23 protein-coding genes and 2 pseudogenes are annotated in these 26,031 nt (G+C 70.9%); 4 read left to right on the top strand and 21 right to left on the bottom strand.

Translation table 11 applies throughout. From position 1 onward, the window contains the following. Positions 1-2: 2 nt before the first annotated feature. The 3 genes from kdpB to kdpF are packed head-to-tail and all read right to left on the bottom strand — an operon-like array spanning position 3 to position 3,858. Positions 3-2,099 (bottom strand): potassium-transporting ATPase subunit KdpB, encoded by a 2,097-nt coding sequence (kdpB, locus tag BM536_RS06505; protein WP_073491769.1) that lies wholly within the window; start codon positions 2,097-2,099, stop codon positions 3-5. Then, entirely contained in the window at positions 2,096-3,760 is a 1,665-nt protein-coding gene (gene kdpA, locus BM536_RS06500; RefSeq protein WP_073491768.1) for a potassium-transporting ATPase subunit KdpA, read from the bottom strand. Before kdpA ends, kdpB begins: the two co-directional genes overlap by 4 nt. Positions 3,761-3,768: 8 nt before the next feature. Next, positions 3,769-3,858 carry a K(+)-transporting ATPase subunit F gene (kdpF, locus tag BM536_RS06495; RefSeq protein ID WP_073491767.1) on the bottom strand — a complete coding sequence of 30 codons (90 nt, stop codon included), beginning with the start codon at positions 3,856-3,858 and terminating at the stop codon, positions 3,769-3,771. 411 nt (positions 3,859-4,269) lie between these two features. Between kdpF and BM536_RS06490 the strand changes: the two genes are divergently transcribed. Next, the gene (locus tag BM536_RS06490) at positions 4,270-6,432 is read left to right on the top strand and encodes an ATP-binding SpoIIE family protein phosphatase (RefSeq protein ID WP_094102653.1); all 2,163 of its coding nucleotides are present in this window, start codon (positions 4,270-4,272) and stop codon (positions 6,430-6,432) included. A gap of 223 nt (positions 6,433-6,655) precedes the next feature. On the opposite strand, the gene BM536_RS06485 is transcribed toward BM536_RS06490, so the two are convergent. From BM536_RS06485 to BM536_RS06475, 3 genes are all read right to left on the bottom strand, one after another. Continuing rightward, the gene (locus tag BM536_RS06485; RefSeq protein WP_073491766.1) at positions 6,656-7,840 is read right to left on the bottom strand and encodes a beta-ketoacyl-[acyl-carrier-protein] synthase family protein; all 1,185 of its coding nucleotides are present in this window, start codon (positions 7,838-7,840) and stop codon (positions 6,656-6,658) included. Between the two features lie 282 nt (positions 7,841-8,122). Beyond that, positions 8,123-8,266 (bottom strand): hypothetical protein, encoded by a 144-nt coding sequence (locus BM536_RS40730; RefSeq protein WP_158086504.1) that lies wholly within the window; start codon positions 8,264-8,266, stop codon positions 8,123-8,125. Positions 8,267-8,388: 122 nt separating this feature from the next. Beyond that, a complete protein-coding gene (locus BM536_RS06475) occupies positions 8,389-8,796 on the bottom strand; it encodes a MerR family transcriptional regulator (RefSeq protein WP_073491764.1) in 408 nt (135 codons plus the stop codon). Positions 8,797-8,845: 49 nt separating this feature from the next. Between BM536_RS06475 and BM536_RS06470 the strand changes: the two genes are divergently transcribed. The 3 genes from BM536_RS06470 to BM536_RS06460 all read left to right on the top strand — a co-directional run bounded on the left by BM536_RS06470 (position 8,846) and on the right by BM536_RS06460 (position 10,940). Then, positions 8,846-9,727, top strand: a complete 882-nt coding sequence (locus BM536_RS06470) for an NAD(P)-dependent oxidoreductase (RefSeq protein WP_073491763.1) — start codon at positions 8,846-8,848, stop codon at positions 9,725-9,727. Positions 9,728-10,270: 543 nt separating this feature from the next. Further along, positions 10,271-10,414 (top strand): hypothetical protein, encoded by a 144-nt coding sequence (locus tag BM536_RS39315; protein WP_245873288.1) that lies wholly within the window; start codon positions 10,271-10,273, stop codon positions 10,412-10,414. Positions 10,415-10,565: 151 nt separating this feature from the next. Further along, a complete protein-coding gene (locus BM536_RS06460; RefSeq protein ID WP_073491761.1) occupies positions 10,566-10,940 on the top strand; it encodes a hypothetical protein in 375 nt (124 codons plus the stop codon). Between the two features lie 62 nt (positions 10,941-11,002). Here BM536_RS06460 and hypE read toward each other — a convergent pair whose 3' ends face one another. From hypE to BM536_RS06390, 15 genes and pseudogenes are all read right to left on the bottom strand, one after another. After that, positions 11,003-12,076, bottom strand: coding sequence for a hydrogenase expression/formation protein HypE (gene hypE / locus BM536_RS06455; protein WP_073491760.1), 1,074 nt, complete (start codon positions 12,074-12,076; stop codon positions 11,003-11,005). Next, positions 12,069-13,195: pseudogene (gene hypD, locus BM536_RS06450) on the bottom strand (hydrogenase formation protein HypD). Before hypD ends, hypE begins: the two are co-directional and overlap by 8 nt. Continuing rightward, the gene (locus BM536_RS06445) at positions 13,195-13,497 is read right to left on the bottom strand and encodes a HypC/HybG/HupF family hydrogenase formation chaperone (RefSeq protein WP_073491758.1); all 303 of its coding nucleotides are present in this window, start codon (positions 13,495-13,497) and stop codon (positions 13,195-13,197) included. The pseudogene hypD and the gene BM536_RS06445 overlap by 1 nt, the downstream one beginning before the upstream one ends. A gap of 31 nt (positions 13,498-13,528) precedes the next feature. After that, a complete protein-coding gene (gene hypF / locus BM536_RS06440) occupies positions 13,529-15,913 on the bottom strand; it encodes a carbamoyltransferase HypF (protein WP_094102651.1) in 2,385 nt (794 codons plus the stop codon). Further along, entirely contained in the window at positions 15,910-16,686 is a 777-nt protein-coding gene (hypB, locus tag BM536_RS06435) for a hydrogenase nickel incorporation protein HypB (RefSeq protein ID WP_073491757.1), read from the bottom strand. The genes hypF and hypB overlap by 4 nt, the downstream gene beginning before the upstream one ends. Before the next feature lie 3 nt (positions 16,687-16,689). Next, entirely contained in the window at positions 16,690-17,088 is a 399-nt protein-coding gene (locus BM536_RS06430) for a hydrogenase maturation nickel metallochaperone HypA/HybF (protein WP_073491756.1), read from the bottom strand. Positions 17,089-17,233: 145 nt separating this feature from the next. After that, positions 17,234-17,383: a DUF6893 family small protein gene (locus tag BM536_RS40725; protein WP_158086503.1), complete on the bottom strand. Its 150-nt coding sequence runs from the start codon at positions 17,381-17,383 to the stop codon at positions 17,234-17,236. Positions 17,384-17,394: 11 nt separating this feature from the next. Beyond that, positions 17,395-17,946, bottom strand: coding sequence for a hydrogenase maturation protease (locus BM536_RS06425; protein WP_073491755.1), 552 nt, complete (start codon positions 17,944-17,946; stop codon positions 17,395-17,397). Further along, positions 17,943-19,373 carry a hypothetical protein gene (locus tag BM536_RS06420; protein ID WP_073491754.1) on the bottom strand — a complete coding sequence of 477 codons (1,431 nt, stop codon included), beginning with the start codon at positions 19,371-19,373 and terminating at the stop codon, positions 17,943-17,945. Before BM536_RS06420 ends, BM536_RS06425 begins: the two co-directional genes overlap by 4 nt. After that, a complete protein-coding gene (locus BM536_RS06415) occupies positions 19,370-20,062 on the bottom strand; it encodes a DUF6084 family protein (RefSeq protein ID WP_094102650.1) in 693 nt (230 codons plus the stop codon). The genes BM536_RS06420 and BM536_RS06415 overlap by 4 nt, the downstream gene beginning before the upstream one ends. Further along, positions 20,059-20,721 carry a DUF5947 family protein gene (locus BM536_RS06410; protein WP_073491753.1) on the bottom strand — a complete coding sequence of 221 codons (663 nt, stop codon included), beginning with the start codon at positions 20,719-20,721 and terminating at the stop codon, positions 20,059-20,061. The genes BM536_RS06415 and BM536_RS06410 overlap by 4 nt, the downstream gene beginning before the upstream one ends. After that, positions 20,718-21,250 (bottom strand): annotated as a pseudogene (locus BM536_RS42435) (hypothetical protein). Before BM536_RS42435 ends, BM536_RS06410 begins: the two are co-directional and overlap by 4 nt. After that, entirely contained in the window at positions 21,247-23,031 is a 1,785-nt protein-coding gene (locus BM536_RS06400) for a nickel-dependent hydrogenase large subunit (RefSeq protein ID WP_073491752.1), read from the bottom strand. Before BM536_RS06400 ends, BM536_RS42435 begins: the two are co-directional and overlap by 4 nt. Positions 23,032-23,108: 77 nt before the next feature. Further along, positions 23,109-24,182 carry an NADH-quinone oxidoreductase subunit B family protein gene (locus tag BM536_RS06395; protein ID WP_073491751.1) on the bottom strand — a complete coding sequence of 358 codons (1,074 nt, stop codon included), beginning with the start codon at positions 24,180-24,182 and terminating at the stop codon, positions 23,109-23,111. A 73-nt stretch (positions 24,183-24,255) separates the two neighbouring features. Beyond that, complete coding sequence (locus BM536_RS06390; RefSeq protein ID WP_073491750.1) at positions 24,256-26,004, bottom strand: enoyl-CoA hydratase-related protein; 1,749 nt, start codon at positions 26,002-26,004, stop codon at positions 24,256-24,258. Positions 26,005-26,031: the final 27 nt, after the last annotated feature.

Below are 26,031 nucleotides of genomic sequence, written 5' to 3'. Positions count from 1 at the left end.
GGTCAGCCGATCCCGGGGATGAGGGAGATGAGCAGGTCGATGATCTTGATGCCGACGAAGGGGGCTGCCAGTCCGCCCAGACCGTAGATGCCGAGGTTGCGGCGGAGCAGCTTGTCCGCGCTGACCGGGCGGTACCGCACGCCGCGCAGGGCGAGCGGTACCAGCGCGATGATGATCAGCGCGTTGAAGACGACCGCGGAGAGGATCGCGGAGTCGGGCGAGGACAGGCGCATGACGTTGAGCGTGTCCAGGCCGGGGTAGACCGCGGCGAACAGCGCCGGAATGATCGCGAAGTACTTCGCGACGTCGTTGGCGATGGAGAACGTCGTCAACGCACCCCGTGTGATGAGGAGTTGCTTGCCGATCTCGACGATCTCGATGAGCTTGGTCGGGTTGGAGTCGAGGTCGACCATGTTGCCGGCCTCCTTGGCGGCCGACGTGCCGGTGTTCATCGCCACGCCGACGTCGGCCTGGGCCAGCGCGGGCGCGTCGTTGGTACCGTCGCCGGTCATCGCGACGAGCTTGCCGCCCGCCTGCTCCCGCTTGATCAGCGTCATCTTGTCCTCGGGGGTGGCCTCCGCGAGGAAGTCGTCGACGCCCGCCTCCTCGGCGATCGCCTTGGCCGTCAGTGGGTTGTCGCCCGTGATCATGATCGTCTTGATGCCCATGCGGCGCAGCTCGTCGAACCGCTCCCGCATGCCCTCCTTGACGACGTCCTTGACGGCCACGAGCAGCGGCGTACCGCCCGCCTCCGAGATCCTGTCGGCGAGGGTGTCGGCGTCCTCGGCGAGGGTGCCGCCCCGTTCGCGCACCCAGGCGATCACCGAACCGGCCGCGCCCTTGCGGACCCTGCGCCCGTCGACGTCCACGCCCGACATGCGGGTCTGCGCGGTGAAGGCGATCCACTCGGCACCGGACAGCCCGCCCTGGTGGCGTTCGCGCAGCCCGTACCTCTCCTTCGCGAGTACGACGACGGAGCGGCCCTCGGGTGTCTCGTCGGCCAGCGACGACAACTGCGCGGCGTCCGCCAGCTCGGCCTCGGTCGTGCCGCGTACCGGTACGAACTCGGCGGCCTGCCGGTTGCCTAGCGTGATGGTGCCGGTCTTGTCGAGCAGCAGGGTCGACACATCGCCGGCCGCCTCGACCGCCCTGCCCGACATGGCCAGGACATTGCGCTGCACCAGCCGGTCCATGCCCGCGATGCCGATCGCGGAGAGCAGGGCACCGATGGTGGTCGGTATCAGGCAGACCAGGAGGGCCACCAGCACCACCATGGACAGGTGAGCGCCCGCGTAGTCCGCGAGCGGCGGCAGCGTGGCCACCGCCAGCAGGAAGACGATGGTCAGCGAGGCGAGCAGGATGTTCAGCGCGATCTCGTTGGGCGTCTTCTGCCGCGCGGCGCCCTCGACCAGGTTGATCATGCGATCGATGAAGGTCTCGCCCGGCTTCGTCGTGATCTTTACGACGATGCGGTCGGAGAGGACCTTCGTGCCGCCGGTGACCGCGGACCGGTCACCGCCGGACTCGCGGATCACGGGGGCCGACTCGCCGGTGATCGCCGACTCGTCGACGGACGCCACGCCCTCGACGACGTCACCGTCGCCGGGGATGATGTCGCCCGCCTCGCAGACGACCCGGTCGCCGATGCGCAGCTCGGTACCGGGCACCTGCCGCTCGCTCCCGCCCTCCGCGGAGAGGCGGCGCGCCACGGTGTCGGTCTTGGCCCTGCGCAGGGTGTCCGCCTGGGCCTTGCCCCGGCCCTCGGCGACCGCCTCCGCCAGATTGGCGAAGATCACGGTGAGCCAGAGCCAGGCGCTGATCGCCCAGCCGAACCAGTCGCCCGGGTCCCTGAACGAGAACACCGTCGTCAGCACCGAGCCGATCAGGACCACGAACATCACGGGTGACGTGACCATCACCCGCGGGTCGGTCTTGCGCAGGGCGTCGGGCAGCGACCTGCGGAGTTGCCCGGGGTCGAACAGGCCGGCGCCGACGCGGCCTTCGCCGGCCTTGCGGCCGGTGGGGGCGTCCTGGTGGGGGGCGAGTGTCGGAGTCGAGGTGGACATCGCGTCCTCTTGATTCGTTACGTCGGTGGTCATGACGCCAGCCCCTCGGCGAGCGGACCCAGCGCGAGGGCCGGGAAGTACGTCAGACCGGTGATGATGAGAATCGCGCCCACCAACAGCCCGGCGAACAGTGGCTTGTCGGTGCGCAGCGTGCCCGCGGTGGCCGGTACCGGCTTCTGCTCGGCCAGCGAACCCGCCAGCGCCAGCACGAAGACCATCGGCAGGAACCGTCCGAGGAGCATCGCGATGCCGATCGTGGTGTTGAACCACTGCGTGTCCGCGTTCAGGCCGGCGAAGGCCGAGCCGTTGTTGTTGGCGCCTGAGGTGTACGCGTACAGGATCTCGGAGAAGCCGTGCGCGCCCGAGTTGGTCATCGAGTCACCCGGAGTCGGCAGCGCCATCGCGAGGGAGGTGAGGACGAGCACGAGCGTCGGGGTGATCAGGATGTAGCAGGCCGCGAACTTGATCTCGCGGGTGCCGATCTTCTTGCCCAGGTACTCGGGCGTGCGGCCGACCATCAGACCGGCGATGAAGACCGCGATGACAGCCATGATCAGCATCCCGTACAGGCCCGATCCGGTACCGCCGGGCGCGATCTCACCGAGCTGCATGCCCAGCAGGTTCAGGCCGCCGCCCAGCCCGGTGTTGGACGAGTGGAAGGAGTCCACCGCGCCGGTCGAGGTGAGCGTCGTCGAGATCGAGAAGATCGACGAGGCGCCGATGCCGAACCGGGCCTCCTTGCCCTCCATCGCACCGCCGGCGATCTCGAACGCCGGGCCGTGGTGCGCGAACTCGGTCCACCACATCAGGCAGATGAAGCCGACCCAGATGGTCGCCATCGTGGCGAGGATGGCGTAACCCTGGCGCAGTGAGCCGACCATCCGGCCGAAGGTCCGGGTCAGCGCGAACGGGATCAGCAGGAGCAGGAAGACCTCGAAGAGGTTCGAGAACGCGTTGGGGTTCTCGAAGGGGTGCGCGCTGTTGGCGTTGAAGTAGCCGCCGCCGTTGGTGCCGATCTCCTTGATGGCCTCCTGCGAGGCGACCGCGCCACCGTTCCACTCCTGGCCGCCACCGGTGAACTGGCCGACCTCGTGGATCCCGGCGAAGTTCTGGATCACGCCGCAGGCCACGAGCACGATCGCGGCGATCACGGAGAGTGGTAGCAGGATGCGTACGGTGCCGCGTACCAGGTCGGCCCAGAAGTTGCCCAGTTCCCCGGTGCGGGAGCGTGCGAATCCCCGTACGAGAGCCACCGCGACGGCGATGCCCACGGCGGCGGAGACGAAGTTCTGCACCGCGAGGCCGCCCGTCTGCACGACGTGGCCCATGGCCTGTTCGCCGTAGTACGACTGCCAGTTGGTGTTGGTGGCGAAGGACGCGGCGGTGTTGAACGCCTGGTCCGGGTCGATCGAGGAGAAGCCCAGCGAGCCGGGCAGGCTGCCCTGTATCCGCTGCAAGAGGTACAGGAAGAGCACGCTCACCGCGGAGAAGGCGAGGACCCCCCGCAGATAGGCGGGCCGGCGCATCTCGGTGTTCGGGTCGGCGCCGATGCCCTTGTAGATCCACTTCTCCACCCGCAGGTGCCTGTCGGAGGAGTAGACCCGGGCCATGTGGTCGCCGAGCGGTCGGTATGCCAGTGCCAGCGCCGCGATCAGCGCGAGCAACTGGAGCACACCGGCGAGGACGGGGCTCATAGGGGTGCTCAGAACCTCTCCGGGAAGACCAGGGCGAGGACGAGGTAGCCCAGCAGGGCGACGGCCACGACCAGGCCGACGATGTTTTCGGCGCTCACAGCTTCGTCACCCCCTTGGCGACGAGACCCACCAGCGCGAACACCGCGACCGTGGTGACGACGAAGGCCAGGTCGGCCATCGCGAACTCCTAGATGAGGTTCGGATCGAACGGACGGCTACAGGTAAGCGCCCCGTCGGCCGGATTCGGCCGGCGTTGACGCCCCCCTGACGGCGCCCCGCCCGCTTTTGACGGATCCCATACGCCCCACTCCCATACGCCGGACTACCTCCGGTACCGACCGGCTCCCCCGCGGAGAACACCGACGGCCGCGCCGTCGCGCGATCCGCTGGTGTGGGCGAAGCGCCCCCTGGTGTTATTCAATGGGGTGTGCGGTCAGGGAGCTCGGGGCCCCGTCGCACGGGTCCGAGTACGGCCCCGGCACTGCGCCGGGGATTGCTGAGAGAGCCGCATGGACTCCACGCCCTCCCCCTCGTCGTCATCGCCGTTCGACCTGGTCAGCAGCGCCCTGGGGCGCTACGTCCCGCACGGCGGAGCAGCGGCGGGCGCCGGTCCGGCCGACGCACAAGGCGACCGCACCACCGGCCGGGGCGGACGCGACGACCCGGCAGCAGACCGGCAGGATCAGATTCTCGGCGTGGTCAACCTGGACAGGAACCTGCGTATCGCCCGCGCCAATCTGGACGCCCCCGTGTTCGAGGGTCTGGACGCCGTGGCCGGGAGTGCCTTCGCCGATCTCCTGCCCCCCGGCGACGCACCGACCGTCACACGGCGGTTGCGGCAGGTCCTGGAGATCGGGGAGGCGCATGTCGCCCGGATCCAGCGCCTGCGGCGCGGCGACGGCTCGGAACTGGTGGTCTCGATGAGCATCCTGCCCGCCGCGGCGCCGCAGGAGGGCCTGACCGTCTCCCTGATCGCCATGGCCAGGAGGCTGCACCTGTACGCCGCCGAGACCGCCATCGGCACCTCGCTGGACATCGGCGAGACCGCCCAGTCGCTGGCGGAGTCCCTGCTGGCATGGGGAGACGTGGCCGCCGTCGACCTTGACTTCGCCGTGTGGACGGGCGAGGGAGTCACCGAGCGGGCGCCGGGGCGCATCCGGCTGCGGAGGGCGGCCCTGGTGCCGGACCGGGCGTGGCCCGAGGGCTACCTGACTCCCGGCGACGACCTTCCGAGCGACGCGAGCCGCCTGCTGGCACAGGCCGTACGGCGGGACGACGCCCCGCAGGCCATCGTCGTACCCGACCGGGAGGCGGTCGAGCGGCTACTCGGCAGTCCGCGAGTGATCCGTGCCCTGGTGCCCGTCGACCGGTCGGCGAGCGTGGCGTGCATACCACTGGTCCTCGATGGCGCGCCACCCGTCGTACTGGGTGTGGCGGAGATCTGGCGGCGGGCGGACCGCCCCTTCCGCGACAGCGAGTTGTTCGACCTCCAGGAACTGGTGGCCAGGACCGCCCATCATGTCGACCTGGCCCGTCAGCACCAGCGCGAGCACACGCAGGTGCTGGCGTTGCAGCGCCGGCTGCTGCCCCGGAGCGGCGGCGACACCCTCGAGATCGCCAGCGTCTACCAGCCCGCCACCCCTGACAGCGCGGGCGTCGGCGGCGACTGGGTGAACAGCTTCCCGCTGCCGGACGGACGTACCGCGCTGGTGGTCGGTGACGTGGTCGGGCATGGCCTGGGAGCCGCGGCAGCCATGGGCCAGCTGAGCATGGAGGCCCGCGCGCTGCTGTCCGCGGGGCTGGCCCCCGACGAGGTGCTGGAGCACCTGGACGAGACCGTGACGCTGCTGGACGACGCGGAGTCCGGGCTGGCCGCCGGCTACAGCGCCCTCGGCTCCACCTGCTGCATCGCCCTCTACGACCCGGTCAGCCACCACCTGACGCTCTCCAGCGCCGGTCACCTTCCCCCGGTCCTGGTGCGTCCGGACGGGCGGGCGGGCCCGCTCGCGGTCCGCCCTCACCCCGGCCTAGGCGCCGAGTTCGCGCTGCGGGAGCCGTTCGACGTGCACACGTTCGACGCACCCCCGGGCTCCCTGCTCGCCCTCTACACCGATGGCCTGGTGGAGGACCGGGCCCTGTCGATCGACGAGGGCATCAGCAGGCTGGCGGATGCCGTGTCCGCGGTCCATCCGTGGGACGCCCTCCAACACGCCGCACGGCACGTCGTCGCCGCGCTCGCGCCCGTGCGCCAGCGCGACGACGTGACCCTGCTGCTCGCGCGCCTGATCGGCTACCGCAAGGGGGACACCGCGACCTGGCGGCTGCCCGCCCGCGACGACGCGCCCGCCCGTGCCCGCGCGAACGCCTCCGCGCTGCTGCGGCAGTGGCACATCACGGGCCGCACCCTGGACGACGTGCCGCTGCTGGTCAGCGAGCTGGTGACGAACGCCGTGCGCTTCGCCGCCGGTCCCATCACGGTACGACTGATCAGGACCGGCCGCGGCCTGCTGTGCGAGGTGGGCGACACCGGCAACGGCAGGCCACGTCTGAGCCGGGGCGGCCTCCTCGACGACGGTGGGCGTGGCCTGCGCGTCCTGCACAGGCTCACCACCCGGTGGGGGGTGCGGTGGACGGACACCGGCAAGGTGGTCTGGGCGCACGTCGCCAGGTGACGCGGCCGCGGGGCGGGCCGCGGCCGGCGTACGGGGGGTGCGGCGAGGGGCGGAGCGTCGTGTGTGTCTGCCGACGCCACCGACGGTACGGCGGTACGGACGGTACGCGCGGTACGGACGGTACGGACGGTACGCACGGTACGGACGGCGCACTGAGCGGTACCCGTGGCCCGACCGGTGATGCGGGCGGCCCGTTCGCTGGTCCCCGTAGCCCTCGCTCCCGCTACAGCCACTCCCCTTCCAGGGCGGTGGCGGTCAGGCCCGGTGCCGCCGCGTACAGAACGGCGCGACTGCCCGGCTTCTGGCCGGCGTCGTACGCCCGCCTCAGGATGTCGAACACGGCGGCGCCTCCGCGGTTGCCGCTGGTGTAGCTGTCCCGGCTGTGGTCCAGCAGCCCCGACGGCCATGCGTCGGGCATCGTCTGTTCCATGTACTCCAGCACCCGTGTGCCGCCGGGGTGCGCGAGCAGCACGTCGGGGTGCCAGGAGTCGGGGTCGTCCTGGTAACGGAGGCGCAGCCACTCCCACATGGCGGTGACCGTCTCCTGTACGGCGCGCGGCCCGCGCCGGTCCATCACGAAGTGGGTGCCGTCCGCGCGTGTTTCCAGGCGGTGCAGGTCGTGGGTGCCGGGCAGGGTGTGGTGCCAGGCGGCGTCCAGTCGCAGCACCGACTCGCGCCTCGGGCGGCCCGTGACCACCGCGGCGACCCCGGTGTCCGCGAACAGCAACCGGACGATCAGGGACTCGAGGGTGTCGTCCGCGGCCTGATAGGTGGTGCTCAGTGCCTCCGCGATCACGACCAGGACCACCCGTTCGGGGTCCGCGGCCACGAGATCCGCCGCCAGGGCCAGGGAGCGGGTCCCCGCGATGCAGGCCCACTGGGTGGCCGGCAGCAGCATCACGTCGTCGCGGAGCGAAAGCCTGTTGGCCAGGGCGATGTCCAGACCCGGCAGCGCCGGGGTGGTGGAGTGACTGGTGATCAGGCAGTCGACGTCCGCGGCGTCCAGCCCGGCGATCTGCAGGGCACCGCGCGCCGCACGCTCCCCGTAGGACTGCACGGCCTCCCAGGCCGGCGCGGTGCGCTCCTGGACGGTCTGCGGCGCGGGTATCGCATCAAGAGCGGCGATCACACGGTCCACGTCCTGCTCGCTGAACCCGTCGCGCACCAGCGCCTTTTGGGCGGGCCCGATGCCGACAGCCCGCAGGCCGCCGCCGTTGCCGGGCGCGACGGCGGTCTCCAGCGGCAGCATCCAACCGCGGGTCTCGATGCCCGTACTGGCCGCGATGCCGTCGATCCGCGGGGCCCACGCCGCGTGCGGGTGCCGGGCGCGCACCTCCGCCACGATCTGGCTGGTCTCCACGGCGTACTCGCCGTGTATCACGGCAGGGGGGCAGAGGTAAGCGGCCATGGTGGGCACCTTTCCAGGGGATCTAGTCCAGGGGAACCAGGAGGTCCAGGGGAACCAGGAGGAACGTCACGAGGGCTACGTCATGGGCCACTTCGGGACTTCGCGCCCGCAGCCCGTGTTGGACTCCACTTCGGGAGTCGCTGTCCCTGTCGAGCATGTACGCCAAAGGGACATTTGCGCTGTGATGCAGACAACTCGGCCGACCTTTGAGGGCGTGACAAGACACACACCGCTCCAACAGGGGGCCTCGGGGCGGCTCCACAGGCCCTACCTGGCTGGCCGTCAGTCAGGGCTGGTCACCTGATCGGGGCGCGATGGGCTCCAGGTCTCCCGCGCTCCGACCTGGAGATCCGGCAGGCCGTGCAACGTGGGGTGTCCGCCGACGCGCTCCGGCTCGGCCCACAGATCGCCGAAGTCGCCGTCCATGACGGTGCGGTCATGCTCACGGGGTGGCTCGACGCAGCGACGCGCGAAGCGCCGGATGAAGCCTGCGGCTCCGACTCCGCGTGTTCGTGCCCAGGCTCGGGCATCGGCGGTGGTCGCGCTGCTCAGGCGGGAACGGCCTCCGGGTCGGCATCGTCGAAGGGCGGACAGGTCCGGCTGCCCGTCCGCTCGGCCGCATCGATGTAGTCGGCAAGAGCGTCGCGGGATCGAGCGAGCTTGTCCATCCGATCGTCCAGTCGCCGCAGCCGTGACCGCATCGCCGCCAGCAATTCGGGACAACCGAGCAACTCCGGGGCCTCTCCCACCGCGCAGGGCAGCAGGTACGCGATGTCCTCGGATGACAGACCGGCGCCGAGCAGGTGTCGGATCTGCTTCACCCGCAGTACGGCGCTCTCGCCGTACTCGCGATATCCGTTCGCGCCGCGGTCCGCCTCCAGCAGGCCTTGGGCCTCGTAGTAGCGCAATTGATGGGCATTGACGCCCGCCCGGCGACTCAGCTCCCCGATCCGCATCCAGACCTCACTTGACCTTCACACCGGTATCAACGTTGACGATGCTGCCATGAACAAGACCGACACACCCGTGACAGTCATCGGACTCGGGCTGATGGGCCAGGCACTTGCCGGCGCGTTCCTGAAGGCCGGGCATCCCACAACCGTGTGGAACCGTACGACCTCCAAGGCTGACCAACTGGTGGCCGAAGGCGCACGGTTGGCGCCGACAATCGGCGACGCGCTCGAGGAAGGCTCCCTGACGATCATCTGTGTCACCGACTACCAAGCCGTGCAGGAGCTGCTCGGAGCGAGCGATGTCGAGCTGGACGGCATGACGTTGCTCAATCTCACCTCGGGCGACTCGGCCCAGGCCCGGGAAACCGCCCGATGGGCCACACAGCGCGGCGCCCGCTATCTGGACGGCGCCATCATGGCCGTCCCGCCGGCGATCGGCACTGCCGAGGCGGTGATTCTGCACTGCGGGCCGCAGGCGGACTTCGAGACGCACAAGTCGACACTCGATGCGCTCGGCACCCTCAGCTACCTCGGTGCGGACCACGGGCTGGCGTCCCTGTACGACGTGGCCGGCCTGGCCATGATGTGGAGCGTCCTGAACGCCTGGCTCCAGGGCACTGCCCTGCTCAGGACAGCCGGTGTCGACGCCGCGACGTATGCGCCGTTCGCGCGGCGGATGGCCGCCGGTGTGGCCGAATGGCTGCCTGGGTACGCCGAGCAGATCGACAACAACTCCTTCCCGGCCGAGGTATCGGCCCTGGCGACCGACGCGCGGGCGATGGCACATCTGATCAAGGAAAGTGAGGCAGTGGGTGTCAACGCCGAACTGCCGAAGCTGATCAAGGCGATGGCCGACCGTTCGATCGCCGCGGGCCACGGTGGGGAGCAGTATCCCGTGCTCATCGAAGAGTTCGGCAAACCCCGCGGCGACTGACCGATCCCGACACCGGTCCCCTCCCCTGCGAGCGACCACACACCGGGACGCTTTCGCCCGCAGGGTGGGGAGGTGCCCGTCCGGGGCGCAGGGCCCGTCGCAGGACGCGGTGCCGGTGGCCGTCCGCCGTGGATCCGTGGAGCCGATGCGGTGCACGGAGCTGCCGAGGTGGACGAGCCGGGCCGGTTGGCCATCAGGGCCGCCACCGGCCCGGCCGCCGGCGCCCGGCTTCCCGCGACAGCGGTCTCCGGCACCGCCGCCGCCCAGAGGCCGGCCCTCGGCGCGACGGCGACCCACACGAACCCGGTGCTATGGCAACCAGACAGTCACCATTCCCGCCTGCCGGCTCCAGTACCTCCACCAGGGCATGAACCCCAACGCGGGCGGCGACCACAACTTCCGCCCGTGGCGGCTCGGCCTCCTGACCCGGACCAACTCGACCTGCTGACCGACCGTGCCGTGTGGTGCGCTTCCGATGGGAACGCCCCCTGCACCCACCGCCACCCATCGGACGCGTCCCCGCCAGAGAGCCGAGGTGCCGTCATGCGCCACAGACTGCTCGCCCTGCCGGCAGCGCTCCCCTCGCTGCCGCCGGCGCTCACCGTCGCGCCGTCCGCCCACGCGGCCGACCCGACGACCGCCACGACCCGCTGCCAGGCGGCGCCCGCAGCAGGCGCAGGCCGTTGAGGCCGACGATGACGGTGGAGCCCTCGTGGCCCGCATCCCTGGACCAGAAAAGGTCACAACATGCTCGAAATCTTACAAGAGAGGATAATTTACTCACCGCGCGTGCACATGCACGGCGTCCCCCTCTGACCATGAAAAGGCGGATCGGCCCATGTCGAAGAAACCACGTCCGTCCGAGCCACCGCACGGAAAGGGCCCCAGCCGTCACCAGGGCACCGAGCAGCACGGCTGGTCGCCCGATGTGGATGAGACACGCCAGCAGGACAACCCGAGCGCCCGCCGCTCCTTCCACGCTGACCAGGCCGGCGAAAGAGGGCCGGGCCGGACGAAGTCCCGGGAGGAGACGAAGTCCGTCCCGGGCGACACGGCCGAGAGCCTCGGCACAAGCGGCGAGGAGTACGGCGACGCGGACGAGAAGGGCAGGCGCGACACCGGACGCAGGGGCCGCTCCCAGCGCCCCAGCGGCACCAAGGACGCTTCCGCCAAGACCGGCGTGGACCCACAGGACCCACCGTCCGGACGCTGATCGCTTCGACGGCCCGATCGGCGTCCGGACGGCCGGTTCCTCGGCCGGCGGCGGCGCCCCTGTCAGCAGATCCGCGGCAGCTGCTCCCCGATCGGCAGATCGACCACCCGCGTTCCCCCCAGTCCGGTCCGTGCCACGACCATGCCGGGATGCGCCTCGACGGCCTCACCGATGATCACGGAGTCCGCGCCCAGAGGGTGGGCTCGCATCGCGTCGAGGATCGCGTCGGCGTGCTCGCGCGGGACGAACGCCACCAGCTTGCCCTCGTTGGCGATGTACATCGGGTCCAGTCCGAGAACGGCGCAGGCATTGGCCACGGCCGGCGGGACGGGGACATCGCGTTCCCGGATGACCACCCCTGTGCCGGAGGCCGCCGCGATCTCGTTGAGCGAGGCTGCCAGGCCGCCTCGGGTGGGATCGCGCAGGACGTGCAGATCCGGGGTGACGGCGAGCATGGCGTCGACCAGGCCGCCGAGCGCCGCGCAGTCGCTCTTGATCTCCACTCCGAACTCCAGGCCCTCGCGCACGCTCATGATCGCCACTCCGTGGACGCCGATGGCGCCACTGACGATCACGACGTCGCCGGGGACGACCCTCTGCGGACGCAGATCGACGCCCGCCGGGACGAGACCGATGCCCGACGTGTTGATGTAGATCCCGTCGCCGTGGCCGGCCTCCACCACCTTGGTGTCGCCGGTGGCCACCTCCACGCCGGCGGTGCGCGCTGCCGCGCCCAGCGCCTCGGACACCCGTGTGACCACGTCCAGCTCCACGCCCTCCTCCAGGATGAATCCGCAGGAGAGGTAGGCGGCTCGGGCGCCGCTCATGGCGAGGTCGTTGACGGTGCCGTTGACCGCCAGGTCGCCGATGCTGCCACCGGGGAAGAACAGTGGCCGCACCACGTAGGAGTCGGTGGAGAAGGCCAGCCGGGCACCGCCCAGGGAGAGGACGGCGGCATCACCCATCTGGGCGAGCACCTCGCCCCCGAACGCGGGGGCGAAGATCTGCTGGACCAGCTCGGCGGAGAGGGCTCCACCGCCACCGTGGCCCATGACGACACGCGGCCGGTCGCGCAGGGGCGCTGGGCACGTCCACGCCTCGACGTCCAAGGCGGGGGCATCAGTGGTGTCAGACAACGGAGGTCGCCTCCCGGGCCTCGGTGACGGGCATGTCCAGCCGGCGGTAGAGGTAGTACGCGGCGCAGGCGCCCTCGCTGGAGACCATCGTGGCTCCCAGGGGGGTGCGGGGAGTGCACAAGGTGCCGAAGGCTTCGCACTCGTGCGGCTTGAGCAGCCCCTGCAGAACCTCTCCACTGCGGCACTCGGCGGGTTCCTCGGTCCGGATGCCGTCGACCGGGAAACGGTACTCGGCATCGTGGTCGCGGTACTTCGACGACAGCCGCCAGCCGCTGTCGGGGATCACCCCGATGCCGCGCCAGGCACGGTCGGTGACCTCGAAGACGTCCTCCAGCATGGCCCGGGCGGCCGGGTTGCCCTCCGGACGGACGGCACGGGCGTAGGCGTTGTCCACGGTGTGCTCACCTCGTTCGAGGTGACGGACGGCCCGGCGCACGCCTTCGAGGATGTCCAGTGGCTCAAAGCCCGTCACGACGATCGGAACGCGGAAGCGTTCCGCCAGTTCCGGGTACTCCCCCACACCCATCACGCTGCAGACGTGCCCGGCCGCGAGGAAGCCCTGCACCCGGCAGCTCGGCGACGACATGATCGCCTCGATGGCCGTGGTACGCGGACATGGGACACCAGCATGCTGAAGTTCGGGATGCCGAGCTTCTTGGCCTGATGAACCGTCATGGCGTTGGGGGGTGCCGTCGTCTCGAAGCCGATGCCGAAGAACACCACCTCGCGGTCCGGGTTCTGCTGCGCGACCCGCAGCGCGTCGAGCGGCGAGTAGACGACGCGAACGTCACCGCCCTCGCCGCGGACCTGGAACAGGTCCCGGCCGGTGCCCGGCACGCGCAGCATGTCACCGAAGGAGCAGAAGATCACCTCCGGTCGGGAGGCGATCTCCAGAGCCTTGTCGATGACCTCCAGCGGGGTCACGCACACGGGGCAGCCCGGTCCGTGGATCAGTTCGACCTCCTCCGGCAGGAGTTGGTCGATGCCGTGGCGGATGATGCTGTGCGTCTGCCCTCCGCACACCTCCATCAGGGCCCACGGCCTGGTCACCGTGGCATGGATGTCGTCGAGGAGCCGGCGCGCCAGCTCCGGGTCCTGGAACTCGTCGATGTACTTCACTACTTGCACACCTCTTCCACCGGGCCCGCGCCCGCCTGTTCCGCCGCCGTCTCCCAGGCGTCGCCGAACTCCTCCTGCAACAGGCCGATCTCGGCGAACAGTTCAAGCGTCTGCCGCGCCGACTCCTCGTCCAGCCGTTGCAGGGCGAACCCGACGTGGACGATGGCGTACTCGCCGACCTGGAGGTCGGGCAGGTACTCCAGGCACACCTCCTTGACCACGCCGCCGAAGTCGACGTTGGCCATGCGGGTGCCGTTCCGTTCCTCGATGTCCAGCACTCTGCCGGGTACCGCCAGGCACATGGGACTCTCCTCGCTGTGGATCGCGCGTTGCTCAGTCGGTGGGAGCGGCCCGGGCGGCCACCATCAGCTGGCCCAGCGCCAAGCCGCCGTCGTTGGGCGGCACCAAGTGGTGCCGCAGGACCGTGAAGCCGTCCTCGCGCAGGGTTGCCGCGCAGGCCGACGAGAGCAGCGTGTTGGCGAACACGCCTCCCGTCAGGGCGACCGTGTCCAGCCCATGACGCTCTCGCGCCCGCACGCAGGTCCGGTGCACCAGGCCGGTCACGCCCCGATGGAAGCGAGCCGCGACCATGGCCGGTTCGACGCCCGCGCGCAGGTCGCCGACGATCGCCGCGAGTACGGGCGTCGGATCGGCCCGCACGATGCCGCCCCCGTTCTCCTCCGACGCGTGCAGGGCGAAGGCGTACGCGGTGGTGTCCTCGGCGGGTGCGAGCAGAGCCGCGCCCTCCAGCTCGACGGCGGCCTGTGCCTCGTACCCGGCTCGGTGGCACACCCCGGCGAGAGAGGACACCGCGTCGAAGAGCCGGCCCATACTGGACGTGGGGACACAGTTCAGGCCACGCTCCAACTGTCTTTCCAGAAGGCGGAGTTCATCGGGCGGGCAGGCGGCCGTGCAGGCGAGGTCGTCGGACCAGTCGATCCCGGCCGCCCTCAGATGGACCAGCGCCATGCGGTACGGCCGGCGCACCGCGGCGTCGCCCCCGGGCAGCGGAACGTACGCGAGGTGCCCGAACCGGGTGAAGCGGTCGTAGTCCGCGAGCAGGAACTCCCCGCCCCACACGGCGCCGTCGTCGCCGTGGCCCGTGCCGTCGAAGGCGACGCCGACCACCGGCCGCGTGCCGTCGAGTCCGTGTTCGGCCATGGCGGCGGCAATGTGCGCGTGATGGTGCTGGACGCGCACAACGGGCCGGCCCGCCGCGTTCCGGTCGGCCCACTGGGCGGAGCGGTAGCCGGGATGCCGGTCGGACACCAGGGTCTGAGGCCGCACTCCCGTGATGGACTCCAACTGCGCCACCGCGCGCTGGAGAGCCCGCTGCGTACCGACGTCGTCCATGTCGCCGATGTGCGCCGACAGCCAGGCCTGACGGCCCGTCCCCAGGGAGAAGGCGTTCTTCAGGTCTCCGCCGACGGCGAGGGCCGGCCGCACGGGCAGCGGAAGGGAGACCGGCAACGGGGCGTAGCCACGGGAGCGGCGGATCACCAGCGGCTCGCCGTCGCAGACGCGGACCACGGAGTCGTCGCACGGGACGTGGATCGGCCGGTCGTGCGTGAGCCAGGCGTCGGCCAGGTGCGCCAGCCGCTCCAGCGCCTCGGTGTCGTCGGTGACGATCGGCTCACCGGACACGTTGCCGCTGGTCATGACGAGCAGCCGGGGCCCCTCCTCGTCGCCGGGCAGGCCGAGCAGCAGATGGTGCAGGGGCGTGTACGGCAGCATCACACCGAGGTCGGGGCTGCCGGGCGCGACGGCCTCGGCGGGCCGCGGGTCCCCGGCGGCGTGCGACGGGTGCTGACGCCTCCGCAGCAGAACGACCGGCCTGGCCCGGTCCTCCAGCAGGCTCCGCTCCTCGGGGCACAGCCGAACGAGGTGACGGACCTCGTCCGCGGTCCTGGCCATGACGGCGAACGGCTTGTCCCCTCGCGCCTTCCGGCGTCGCAGGAGGGCGACCGCCGCCTGGTTCGTGGCGTCGCAGACCAGGTGGTAGCCGCCCAGGCCCTTCACGGCGAGGATCGCGCCCTGCGTCAGCAGAGCGCGGGCTTCGACGACCGAGGCCGCCCCATCGACGCTCCTGACCTCTGACCCCTGGGCGACGAGCAGGCGCAGACGCGGCCCGCAGGCCGGGCAGGCGACCGGCTGCGCGTGGAAGCGACGGTCGGCCGGATCCGCGTACTCCTGGGCGCAGGCGGGGCACATGGCGAAGTCGGCCATGGTGGTGTTGGCCCGGTCGTACGGCACGCCGGTGACGATCGTGAAGCGGGGGCCGCAGTGGGTGCAGTTCACGAACGGGTGGCGGTAGCGCCGGTCGGCCGGGTCGGCCAGCTCGGCGAGACAGTCGGCGCAGGTGGCGGAGTCCGGGGAGACCAGGGTGCGGGCCGGCCCGTCGGCGCGGGAGGCGAGGATGGTGAACGCGGTGCCCCCGACGGGAGACATCTCCCTGTGGTCGACGGACTCGACACGGGCCAGCGGGGGTGCCTGGCCGGCGATCCGGTCGCAGAACCGGGCCACGGCCGAGGCGGTGCCCTCGACCTCGACGACGACGCCCTCCGGAGTGTTGGTCACGTGTCCGACCAGGGCGAGTTCGGTGGCGAGGCCGTACACGTAGGGCCGGAAGCCGACGCCCTGTACCACTCCCCGGACGGTGACCCGACGGCGTAGCGGAGTGTCCTCGGCGACGGCGGCCGGAGCCTGCGGACCGCTCACGGGTGGGTGTGGGCCATGGGGCCGGTGGCCTCCGGGTGTGCGTGCGTGTGACCGTTGTCCGCGTGCGTGTGACCGTGGTGATGGGACTGCCGGGCCATGACCGGCGAGTGGACGGGCACTCCGTCCGCGGCTGCCATCGCCCGGTCGAGCAGCACGCCGGTTCCCTGCCCCCGTCGTGCCGAGGTCAGGACCACCTCGACCCCCGGGTTGACCTGTTCCACGTTCGCGCGGAACGCGGCCTCGTCGAACTCGACGGCCTCCGCGATGTCGGTCTTGGTGACCACGACCAGGTGGGCGAGGCCGAAGGCGGTGGGGTACTTGAGCGGCTTGTCCTCGCCCTCGGTCACGGAGGCGAGGGTGACCCTCAGCGTCTCCCCCAGGTCGTAGGAGGCCGGGCAGACCAGGTTGCCGACGTTCTCCACGAACAGCAGCCGGGTGTCGTCGGGCAGCCACCCGTCCAGGTGCCCGGCGAGCATCCCCGCCTCCAGGTGGCACAGTCCGTCGGTGAGCACCTGCTTGACCGGTACGCCGGAACGCGCCAGGCGTGCCGCGTCGTTCTCGGTGGCGAGGTCGGCGCTCAGCGCGGCGACGGGAACGGACCGCTGCCGTGCCCGCAGCAGTTCGCGTTCCAGCAGCGCGGTCTTGCCGCTGCCCGGGCTGGACAGCAGGTTGACGACCGCGGTGCCTCGGGCCGCGAGGTGGGCGCGCAGTTGGTGGGCGCTCGCGTCGTTCTTGGCGAGTACGGCCTGCCGCAGGTCGACGACACGACACATGGTTCAGCGCTCCTCGGAGATCGGTTCGCGGGTGGGCGCGTGCGTGGGGCCGCCGTCCTCCCAGTGCACGTCGACGATCTGCAGTTCCCGGCCCGTGAGCAGCTCGGTATGCGTCCCGCCGCACCCGGAGCAGGTCAGTCGGGGAGGCATGCCGACGGCCCATTCGTGTGCGCAGGGTGTGCAGCGGGCCCGCCCCGGCACCGCTTCGGTGACCAGTTCGGCGCCTTCCAGCAGGGTTCCGGCGCAGGCCAGTTCGAAGGAGAAGGCGAGGGCCTCGGGTACGACGCCGGCCAGTTCGCCCACCTGGAGTCGTACCGACCGCACCGCCGTGACGTCACCGGCCCGGGTGGCGGCCTCGGTCACCTGGTCGACGACGGCCAGCGCGACGGACATCTCGTGCATGGGTCTTTCGTCCTTCCGCAGCCTGCCTCCCGCCGGGTTTCATTAGAGGCGCGCGCATCCGGATCGTCCGGCCAGGCACGCCGTCACCGGCCGGCAGGTACGCCGTTCGACGCAACCGCACGGCACACCGGGTGGCGCCCGCGGTTCACATCCGTCGGATCCGCAGGTACCGCCTCACGTCGGGAAGCACCTCGACGACGAGGGCGACCATGGCGGCCGCGGCCCCTCCGCCGATGACGATCCTCTTCATCCCGTTTCTCCTCATCTCGTGTCTCCTCATGTCGTGTCTCCTCATGTCGTGTCTCCTCATGTCGAGATCCCACCGGCCGTGGCCCGCGGCGCGGACTCTCCCGGCTCCCCGTTCCGCAGCAACTCCTCGATCAGCCGGACGGCCTCCGGCACGGCGTCGGACACCGGCGCACTGAGACCGATGCCCTCGTCCACCCACGCCGGTTCGCATCCGACGACCAGGACGCGGCGCGGTGGCTCGGCGCCGGTCCCGGCGCACAGGGTGCCCAGCAACGCCAGGACGGTGTCGGGCGTCATCCGGTGGCCGTCCAGCGCGGGGGCGGCGGGCGAGGGGCTCGCGCCGCCGACGTCGTGTTCGATGACGTACAGGGTGCCGGGGGCCTCACCGCGTGCCGTGGCGTCCACGAGGACGAGGGTGTCGTAGCCGTCCAGGAGCTGGTAGGCGAGGTGCACCCCGCGCACCCCGATGTCCACGACCTCGATGTGTCCGGGCAGGTCGCGCTCGGCGAGCCGGCGCGCGGTCTCCACGCCGAAGCCGTCGTCGCCGAGGAAGATGTTGCCGATGCCCGCCACAAGGGTCCGTGGACCTGCCGGTGGTGGAAGGTTCATGCGTCGTCCTCCAGCGGTGTGACCTCGTCGGGCTGGAAGTACAGGAACCGTCCCTGCTCGCGGCGGATGTCGGCGCCCGGGTCGCCCTCGACCGTGACCGCCAGGTGCACCCCGCCGTCGACGTCGTGCAGGACGGCCTCGACCATCGCGGTGCGGCCCCGCAGGAAGATGTCCTGCGCGTCGGTGCGTCGCAGGCCCGGGTGCAACTCGACGCGGCTGCCCTTGCCCACCGACCGGCCGTCCATGACCACCCGGTCCCGCTCGGGGTCGAAGCCCGCTTCGCTCGCGGGGTCCCACCAGGGGGTGTCCGGACGCTGCACGCCGTGCTCGTCGGGGAAGCCGAGGTCCGGGGCGGCGGGGTCCGGGCTGGTCACCTCGCGCAGGCTCCGCACTGCGCCGTGCAGACGCTCCAGGACCTCGGGCGGCATGGAGTCCGCCAGCTCGATCACCGCGGCCGCGCGCTCGTCGGTGCCCCGGGCCTCGCGCTTCTCCTCGTCGGTGAGGGCCGCTGTGCGCAACGCGAGGATCTCGTCGATCTCGGTGGCGTCGTAGAGCGCGCCGGGGCTCTCCGGCGCGATGGCCGGATGGTCCTCCAGGATGATCGGCGAGGACAGCACGAGGTCGTCGCGACCGGGTTCGCCGGCGAGTACGGGCCAGGTGTGCAGGTTGCGGCAGGCGGCGACCGCGCCCTTCGCCCACTCGGGGGGATCGGTCATCGACAGGAACGATCCGGCGCTGAGGGCCATGAGGAGGTGGGTGGCCACCAGGGAGCGCGGCAGCGCCGCGTCCCGGTCGGCACCGCGGCCCTCGGGTGGTGTCCAGACGGTGGTGTTCTCGACGACAGCGGTCAGCCGCAGGGCCCGGTAGGGGCCGTCGAGTTCGCGGGCGGACAGCCGGATCGTCCCGTTGATCTCCTCGCACCGCCGGACCAGTCGGCCGACGCTTCGGCCTGCCTCGTCCAGGACCGGTTCGGTGTCCTCGCGTGCGGGGCGACGGAAGGGATGCGTGACGCCGTCGCCGAGGAGCTCGTCCACCGACGCGACCACCTCGACACGCTCCTCACTCCCCTCGTCCCAGGGCACCAGCACCCGGTCGTCGAGGCGGAGTTCGGCGACCGTGTCCATGCCACCGTCCGGCCGCGCCCGCTGCACTGTGCGCCGTCGGGCGTGCAGGAAGCGCACCTCGACCGAGAGGGTCGCGCCCGCCTTCGGTTCCATCAGGCATTCGGTGTGCTGGAAGTCGTGCTCCTCGCACTCGGTGCCCCAGCCGGGCGGCACGAGCACCCCGAACTGCCAGCGCAGCCGGTTCTTGGCCGCCGAGGCACGGTACGGGTAGAGCACATAGCCCTCGAAGAGGACGGCGTCGGCCACCTGCCGGGCGAGGGCGAACCGCTCCTCCGTGCCGGGGGTGAACGCGGTCACGGTCACGGATCCGTCCTTCCGGTGGTACCGGTGAGCGCGCGGAACGGGTCGCTCCGGGGTGGGTCCTCGGCGCCGCCGGCGTCGAGCAGGGCCTTGAGAGTCGCTTCCCAGGAGGGCAGGGCGTGCCGGGAGCGGTAGGCGAGGAGGGCGTCCATGGTGTCGCCCGGCAGCCGGATCCAGCCGCATCCGGGGAAGTGCTGCTCGACCATCTCCCGCCAGGTGGCGACCGGCATCCGGAAAGCCGCCTCCCGGTCCCAGGGGACCGGCTCGACCTGGAACCCGCCGTCTCCGGTGAACGCCGTGCCGGAGAACAGCATCAGCAGCGGCACCTCGCCGTCGGTGAGGGCGGTGAGGTAGCGGGTGGCGGCGATGTCCATGTCGTAGGTGCAGGGCACGACGAGGTCGGCCTCGATCTCGCCGGTGAAGCTCGGCACCATCAGCGAGACCTGGGCGAACTGCACCGGCTGGAGCGTACTGCCCCAGCGGGAGCGCTCGCCGAAGAGATCCCCCAGTCCTTCGGCTTCGGCTGAATCGTAGGTCCGGCGGGCGGGCTCGATGCGGATCTGGCAGCGCAGCGCGAGGGCGTGCACGCGCGCGTTGCCGGCCGCGGTGACGCGCAGCCGGAAGACGAGGGTCGGTCCGGCCGCGAACCGGTCGGCGCGAACGCCGGTGCAGGCGAAGGAGAACTCCGTCACGGACGCACCGCCTCGTCCGACGGGTGCCCCGTCTCGTCCACGGGCCGGACGCGTCGCGCGACGTCCGCGAACAACGCGTCCAGCGCGGCGCGGGCCTCGGCTCCGCCGTCAAAGCCCTGCCACAACAGGCGCATGCGGCCGACGAGTTCGTAGCAGATGTCGATCGGTACGAGGTGGCACTCGAAGCGGCCGCCGGTGCGGCGCAGCAGCAGCGCCTCCACGTCGGGTTCGAGCAGTTCGGCGAGGCGGCTGCCGCCGAGCACCTCCATCCACGTGGCCGGTTCGAGTTCGCTCTCGGTGGCTCCGGCCGGGCTCGGGTAGAGGGCGACCAGCCGGTCGAGCGCCGCGTTGTGGAAGAGGAAGGCGACGCCGACCGGGATCTGCAAGGCCTCCCACGCGCTCTCGTCGAGGCGATGTCCGGGGTCGGTGAGGTAGCGGGCCGGGACCGTGCGGAAGCGGCCCGCGGCGGCGCCCGGTTGTTCCATCAGCAGCGCACAGGGGGCGCAGGCGCAGGCGAGGGCGCGTTTCTCGGTGTCGACGAGATGACGGTGGTCCGCCTCCACCGTCACGGCGCACAGTTCGCACCGTTCGGGCAGCGGAGGTCGCTCGGTGAGGAACCTCCGCAGGCCGGACGTGCGCGGCGCCGGGGACGCCGTCATCGGGCCCCCGTCGGTGCCGTGCCGATCTGCAGGAGCGTGGGCCCCGCGGGTGCGGTCCGTACGTCGACGGTCCTGACCTCCGGTGCGAAGCAGGCCAGCGCCGCCTCGGCGGCGTCCCGGGCGCTCGCGCCGAGCCGCAACCGCAACCGCCCGCCTCCCGGGCCCGCAGCGTCAGGGTGCCGCTCTCCTCGTCGAAGCCCACGACTTCCAGGGCGTGTTCCCGGACGCTGTCGAGGGCCCGGGCGATGCGGGTGTCGCGGTCCTCGGGGTGCAGGTCGTGCAGGACGAGCAGGCTCGCGACCAGTTCGTCGGCGAGCAGTCCGGCCGGCGGCTCGCCGGGAGCGGAGGACAGCAGGTGGAGCATGCGGGCCAGGCCGGCCCCGTAGAAGTCCATGAGGGACCGGACGAGTTCCTCCGCTGCCGCGGCGGCGGCCGGGTCGCCGCTCGCGGCCAGTCTCTCCAGCACCTCCTCGACACGGCGTCCGGTCTGCTCCGCGTTCACCGGCGCTGCCTTCGTCGCCCCGCTCATCCGCCCAGTCCGCTCAGGCCGGTGGGCACGTGCATCGACTTCACCGTCTTGCCGCCGCCGACGTACATGTGGACGCCACAGGGCAGACACGGGTCGAAGCTGCGGACGGCCCGCATGATGTCGATGCCCTTGAAGTTCTCCGGGGTGTTCTCCTCGAAGATGGGCGTGTTCTGCACGGCGTCCTCGTACGGTCCCGGCGTGCCGAAGGTGTCCCGGGTGCTGGCGTTCCAGGGGGTCGGCGGGTACGGGTGGTAGTTGGCGATCTTGCCGTCGCGGATCACCATGTGGTGGGAGAGGACGCCTCGGACCGCCTCGGTGAATCCGACACCGATGCCCTCGTTGGGGACCTCGAACTTCTCCCAGGTCTGGGTGCGTCCGGCGCGGACCTCCGCCAGGCCCTTCTCCGCGCAGTGCAGGGCGACGGCGGCGGCGTACGCCTGGAAGTAGGTGCGGGCGCGGTTGCGCTCCAGGGCGTTGGACCACTTCGGGATCTTCCACTCGAAGGTGGTCTCCGGCTTGGTCATGGTGCGGGGCAGGTTGATGACCACGCTGTGGCCGGTGGCCTTGATGTACCCGATGTCGACGAGCCCGGACAGGGCGGTGGACCACAGACGGGCGATGGGGCCGCCGCCGGTGTCCAGGGCGAGGTGGTCCTTGCCGTCGAACCAGCGGGGCGACATGACCCAGCTGTACTTGTCGTCGAAGTTCCGCTTCTGCGGGGCCGGGATGGTGTGCTGGTTCCACGGGTGGCGCGGGTCCACCGGGTTGCCGAGCGGGTCGTGGGTGACGAACTGCTCCTGGCCCTGCCAGTCCTCGTAGTAGGAGCTTCCCAGCAGGATGCGGATGCCGAGGTTGATCTCGGTCAGGTCGTTGGTGACGAGCTTGCCGTCGACGATGACGCCGGGGGTGACGAACATGCGCCGGCCCCAGTCGGTCATGTTGGCGTAGGTGAAGTCGCAGTACTCGGGGTCGTTGAGCGCGCCCCAGCAGCCGAGCAGGACGCGCCGGCGACCCACTTCCTCGTAGCCGGGCAGTGCCTCGTAGAAGAAGTCGAACAGGTCGTCGTGCAGGGGGACGACACGCTTCATGAACTCCACGTAGCGCATCAGCCGGCTGAGGTAGTCCGTGAAGAGCTGCACGGAGGCGATGGTGCCGACGCCGCCCGGGTAGAGCGTGGAGGGGTGCACATGGCGGCCCTCCATCAGGCAGAACATCTCGCGCGTGTAGCGGCTGACCTGGAGGGCCTCGCGGTAGAACTCCCCTTCCAGGGGGTTCAGCGAACGCATGATGTCGGCGATGGTGCGGTAGCCGTGCTCGGCCGCGTGCGGGGCCTCGGTGCGCTCGGCGAGTTCGAGGACGCCGGGGTTCGTCTCCTTGACCATCTTCTCGCAGTAGTCGACCCCGACCAGGTTCTCCTGGAAGATGTTGTGGTCGAACATGTACTCGGCGGACTCGCCCAGGTTGATGATCCACTCGGCGAGGTGCGGGGGCTTCACTCCGTACGCCATGTTCTGCGCGTACACCGAGCAGGTGGCGTGGTTGTCCCCACAGATCCCGCAGATGCGGCTGGTGATGAAGTGGGCGTCGCGGGGGTCCTTGCCGCGCATGAAGACGCTGTAGCCACGGAAGACCGACGACGTGCTGTAGCACTCCGCGACCCGCTTCTGCTTGAAGTCGATCTTGGTGTGGATGCCCAGGCTGCCCACGATCCGGGTGATCGGGTCCCAGGCCATCTCCACAAGGCCGCTGCCATCTCCGGCCGTCTTCGTCGTCGGTGCCATCTGTGTGCCGTGCCCTTCATCGCGCGGGAGGTTGGTAGAGGTGCAGGAAGCGGGAGCGGACTACTCGCTGCGGACGCTCACCACGGGGGCCGGTATCCGGTGGTGATCTTGTCTCCGGTGCTGCGCCACTTGGGCTCCTTGTCCACCGTCCTGGCCGTGATCGACCGCAGCTTGCGGACCACGGCGCCGTACGCTCCGCTGGCGTTGCTGGACAGCTTGGCGCCGGGGGGCTCGTCCATGAACGGCATGAACTTGTCGGGGAACCCGGGCATGGTGCAGGCGATGCAGATACCGCCGACGTTGGGGCAGCCGCCGATCCCGTTCATCCAGCCGCGCTTGGGCACGTTGCACTTGACGACCGGTCCCCAGCAGCCGAGTTTGACCAGGCACGTCGGGGAGTCGTACGACAGGGCGAACTGGCCCTGTTCGTAGTAGCCCGCCCGGTCGCAGCCCTCGTGCACGGTGGCCCCGAACAACCAGGTGGGGCGCAGCTTGTCGTCCAGCGGGATCATCGGGGCGGCGCCGGCCGCCTGGTAGAGCAGGTAGGTGAGCGTCTCGGAGAAGTTGTCGGGCTGGATGGGGCAGCCGGGGACGCACACGATCGGGATGCCGGCGTGGGACTTCCAGTCCCAGCCGAGGTAGTCCGGCACGCCCATCGCACCGGTCGGATTGCCCGCCATGGCGTGGATACCGCCGTAGGTGGCGCAGGTGCCGATGGCGACGACCGCCAGCGCCTTGGGGGCGAGCCGGTCGATCCACTCGCTGGTGGTGATCGGCTGGCCGGTCTCCGGGTTGTCGCCGAAGCCGCACCAGTACCCCTCGGGCTTGATCGTCTCGTTGGGGATGGAACCCTCGACGACCAGCACGAACGGGTCGATCTCGCCCCTCTCCCCCTTGAAGAACCACTCGATGAACGTGTCCGAGCCGCCGACGGGACCGCACTCGAAGTCGATGAGCGGCCAGTGGACGGCGATCTTCGGAAGACCCGGCAGCACACCGAGCACGATCTCCTCGATGCTGGGCTGCATGGCCGCCGTCAACGCGACCGAGTCGCCGTCACAGCTCAGCCCCGCATTGATCCACAGGATGTGGATCGTGGGTGTCTCGTCGGCGGGTACAGCGCCGACCGTGTTCGCCGTCGCCTCAGTCATGGGACCGCCTCCTGGGGAGGTGAGGAATAAAAGTCCTGTTTCAGGACTTTCCGCATTCGTCGGCTTCTTGCTATCAGCCGATGGGCCGCGACGGGATGCCATGGGGGGCCGTTGCGGTGAATCCGGTGACGGACGGGCCCGAACCGGATGGAGATGCGGAGAGGTGCGTCGGGGTGCGCAACGGGCGCTCCTTGCGGACGAACGCCCGGCGCAGGGCGTGGTACGGGGCGTCCGGGTCGTGGAAGGTCCGCCGCATCCGAGCGAGTTCGCGCTCCCGGAACGCGGCCAGTGGGGTCGCGCTCTCCCGTCGCTCCAGCTCCGTCTTCTTCGCGGCGATCCGGGTCGCCGTCCCCGGCAGGGCGGACAGGTGCGCGGCCAGCCGGCCGACCTCCGCCGCGAAGGTTCCGGGCCCGGCGTCCACCACCCGGTCGACGAGCCCGAGACCCAGCGCGCTCGCCGCGCTCACCGGCAGGGCCTCCCGCATGAGGCGTTCCGCCGTCGCAGGGCCCACCCTGCGGGGCAGGGTGTAGGTCCAGTACTCCGAGCCGTACAGCCCCATCAGACGGTAGTGAGGGTTCAGCACGGCACCCGAACGGCACCACACCTCGTCGGCCGCCAGGGCGAGCATCGCCCCGCCCGCCGCGGCGTTGCCCGCGACCGCCGAGACCACCAACCGGTCCGTCGTCGTCAGGACGGCCTCGACCAGATCGTCGATGGCGTTGATGTTCGCCCAGGACTCGGCGGCGGGGTCGTCTGCCGCCTCGATGACGTTGAGGTGGATCCCGTTGGAGAAGAAGTCCCGTTCGCCGCCCAGCACCAGCACCGACGTCGGCAGCGCGCACGCCTCCCGGTAGGCGTCCAGCAGCCGACGGCACTGGCCTGTGCTCATGGCGCCGCCGGGAAACGAGAACGACAGGAAGCCCACGTCGCCGTTCTCCCGGTAGCTCATGTCCGTCCAGGTGGCCTCCGGTACCTCGGGCAGGGGCGGCAGCCGGTCACCGAGGGCCGAGACGGCCGGCAGCTTGTACGTCGGCGGCTGCCCGGGGAGCCGCCGGGCCCGCAGCTCCGGGATCCACACGGCGCCGTCCCTGGTGGCCCGGCACACCGCTCCGGCCCGAGTCGCCAGCAGCTCCCCCGGACGTCCGCGCAACCCGCTCTCGGGGTGACCGCCGTGCAGGTACCACTCGGCGCCGAACAGCGCATCCAGCACGCCGGGCTGCGAGTCCGCCGCCCTCAGCTTGCGCAGGACCGTCCCGGTGGAGTCCTCGGCCCAGTCGATCCGCCGGACACCCTGGTCGAGGTACGGACGCGGACGCAGTCGGGCGTCGGCCGCGCCGGCCGTGTCCTGCTTGCGCGGCACGTGGGTGCCCTCGGCGAAGCGCTCCACCGCCAGCAGAACGGCCTCCAGCGCGGCGTCGGCGATCTCGCCCCGGTACAGCTCACTCTTGGATGCCTGAGGGAGTCGGCAGGGCACGCAGGCCCACACGTCGCCGGCGTCCATCTCCCCGTCGGCCTGGAGAACGGTGACGCCCCACTCCTCGATGCCCTCGTGGATCGCCCAGTCCAGCGAGGACGGTCCACGGTCGCCCACCGGCCCCGGATGGACGACGAGGCACGTGTGCGCCGTCCACACCTCTTCGGGAATCGCCGTCTTCAGCATCGGCGCCAGGATGAGCTGCGGTGCATGCCGCCGCACGGCTTCGGGCAACGGGCTGCCGGGCAGGGCGAGTTCCACCGCCACGGTGTGGCCGCGGTCGCGCAGTTCGGCGTGGACGCGCTGGGTGAGGCTGTTGAACGCGCTGGCTAGGAGCAGGATGTGCACGGCTGCCTCCGGGCGGACGAACGGCAG

Source organism: Streptomyces phaeoluteigriseus (assembly GCF_001896135.2).
GTDB classification, from domain to species: domain Bacteria; phylum Actinomycetota; class Actinomycetes; order Streptomycetales; family Streptomycetaceae; genus Streptomyces; species Streptomyces phaeoluteigriseus.
This window is presented reverse-complemented; position numbering and strand designations above follow the sequence as displayed.

What these genes read in the sequence shown, in the direction of transcription:
- kdpA (WP_073491768.1), bottom strand. Translation starts at nt 3,760, where the DNA reads ATGAGCCCCGTCCTCGCCGGTGTGCTCCAGTTGCTCGCGCTGATCGCG.
- BM536_RS06470 (WP_073491763.1), top strand. Translation starts at nt 8,846, where the DNA reads ATGAACAAGACCGACACACCCGTGACAGTCATCGGACTCGGGCTGATG.
- hypB (WP_073491757.1), bottom strand. Translation starts at nt 16,686, where the DNA reads ATGTGTCGTGTCGTCGACCTGCGGCAGGCCGTACTCGCCAAGAACGAC.
- BM536_RS39315 (WP_245873288.1), top strand. Translation starts at nt 10,271, where the DNA reads ATGCGCCACAGACTGCTCGCCCTGCCGGCAGCGCTCCCCTCGCTGCCG.
- BM536_RS40730 (WP_158086504.1), bottom strand. Translation starts at nt 8,266, where the DNA reads ATGGACGGCGACTTCGGCGATCTGTGGGCCGAGCCGGAGCGCGTCGGC.
- BM536_RS06460 (WP_073491761.1), top strand. Translation starts at nt 10,566, where the DNA reads ATGTCGAAGAAACCACGTCCGTCCGAGCCACCGCACGGAAAGGGCCCC.
- BM536_RS06485 (WP_073491766.1), bottom strand. Translation starts at nt 7,840, where the DNA reads ATGGCCGCTTACCTCTGCCCCCCTGCCGTGATACACGGCGAGTACGCC.
- BM536_RS06395 (WP_073491751.1), bottom strand. Translation starts at nt 24,182, where the DNA reads ATGACTGAGGCGACGGCGAACACGGTCGGCGCTGTACCCGCCGACGAG.
- BM536_RS06430 (WP_073491756.1), bottom strand. Translation starts at nt 17,088, where the DNA reads ATGCACGAGATGTCCGTCGCGCTGGCCGTCGTCGACCAGGTGACCGAG.
- BM536_RS06425 (WP_073491755.1), bottom strand. Translation starts at nt 17,946, where the DNA reads ATGAACCTTCCACCACCGGCAGGTCCACGGACCCTTGTGGCGGGCATC.
- BM536_RS06445 (WP_073491758.1), bottom strand. Translation starts at nt 13,497, where the DNA reads ATGTGCCTGGCGGTACCCGGCAGAGTGCTGGACATCGAGGAACGGAAC.
- BM536_RS40725 (WP_158086503.1), bottom strand. Translation starts at nt 17,383, where the DNA reads ATGAGGAGACACGACATGAGGAGACACGAGATGAGGAGAAACGGGATG.
- BM536_RS06475 (WP_073491764.1), bottom strand. Translation starts at nt 8,796, where the DNA reads ATGCGGATCGGGGAGCTGAGTCGCCGGGCGGGCGTCAATGCCCATCAA.
- BM536_RS06400 (WP_073491752.1), bottom strand. Translation starts at nt 23,031, where the DNA reads ATGGCACCGACGACGAAGACGGCCGGAGATGGCAGCGGCCTTGTGGAG.
- BM536_RS06490 (WP_094102653.1), top strand. Translation starts at nt 4,270, where the DNA reads ATGGACTCCACGCCCTCCCCCTCGTCGTCATCGCCGTTCGACCTGGTC.
- kdpB (WP_073491769.1), bottom strand. Translation starts at nt 2,099, where the DNA reads ATGACCACCGACGTAACGAATCAAGAGGACGCGATGTCCACCTCGACT.
- BM536_RS06410 (WP_073491753.1), bottom strand. Translation starts at nt 20,721, where the DNA reads ATGACGGCGTCCCCGGCGCCGCGCACGTCCGGCCTGCGGAGGTTCCTC.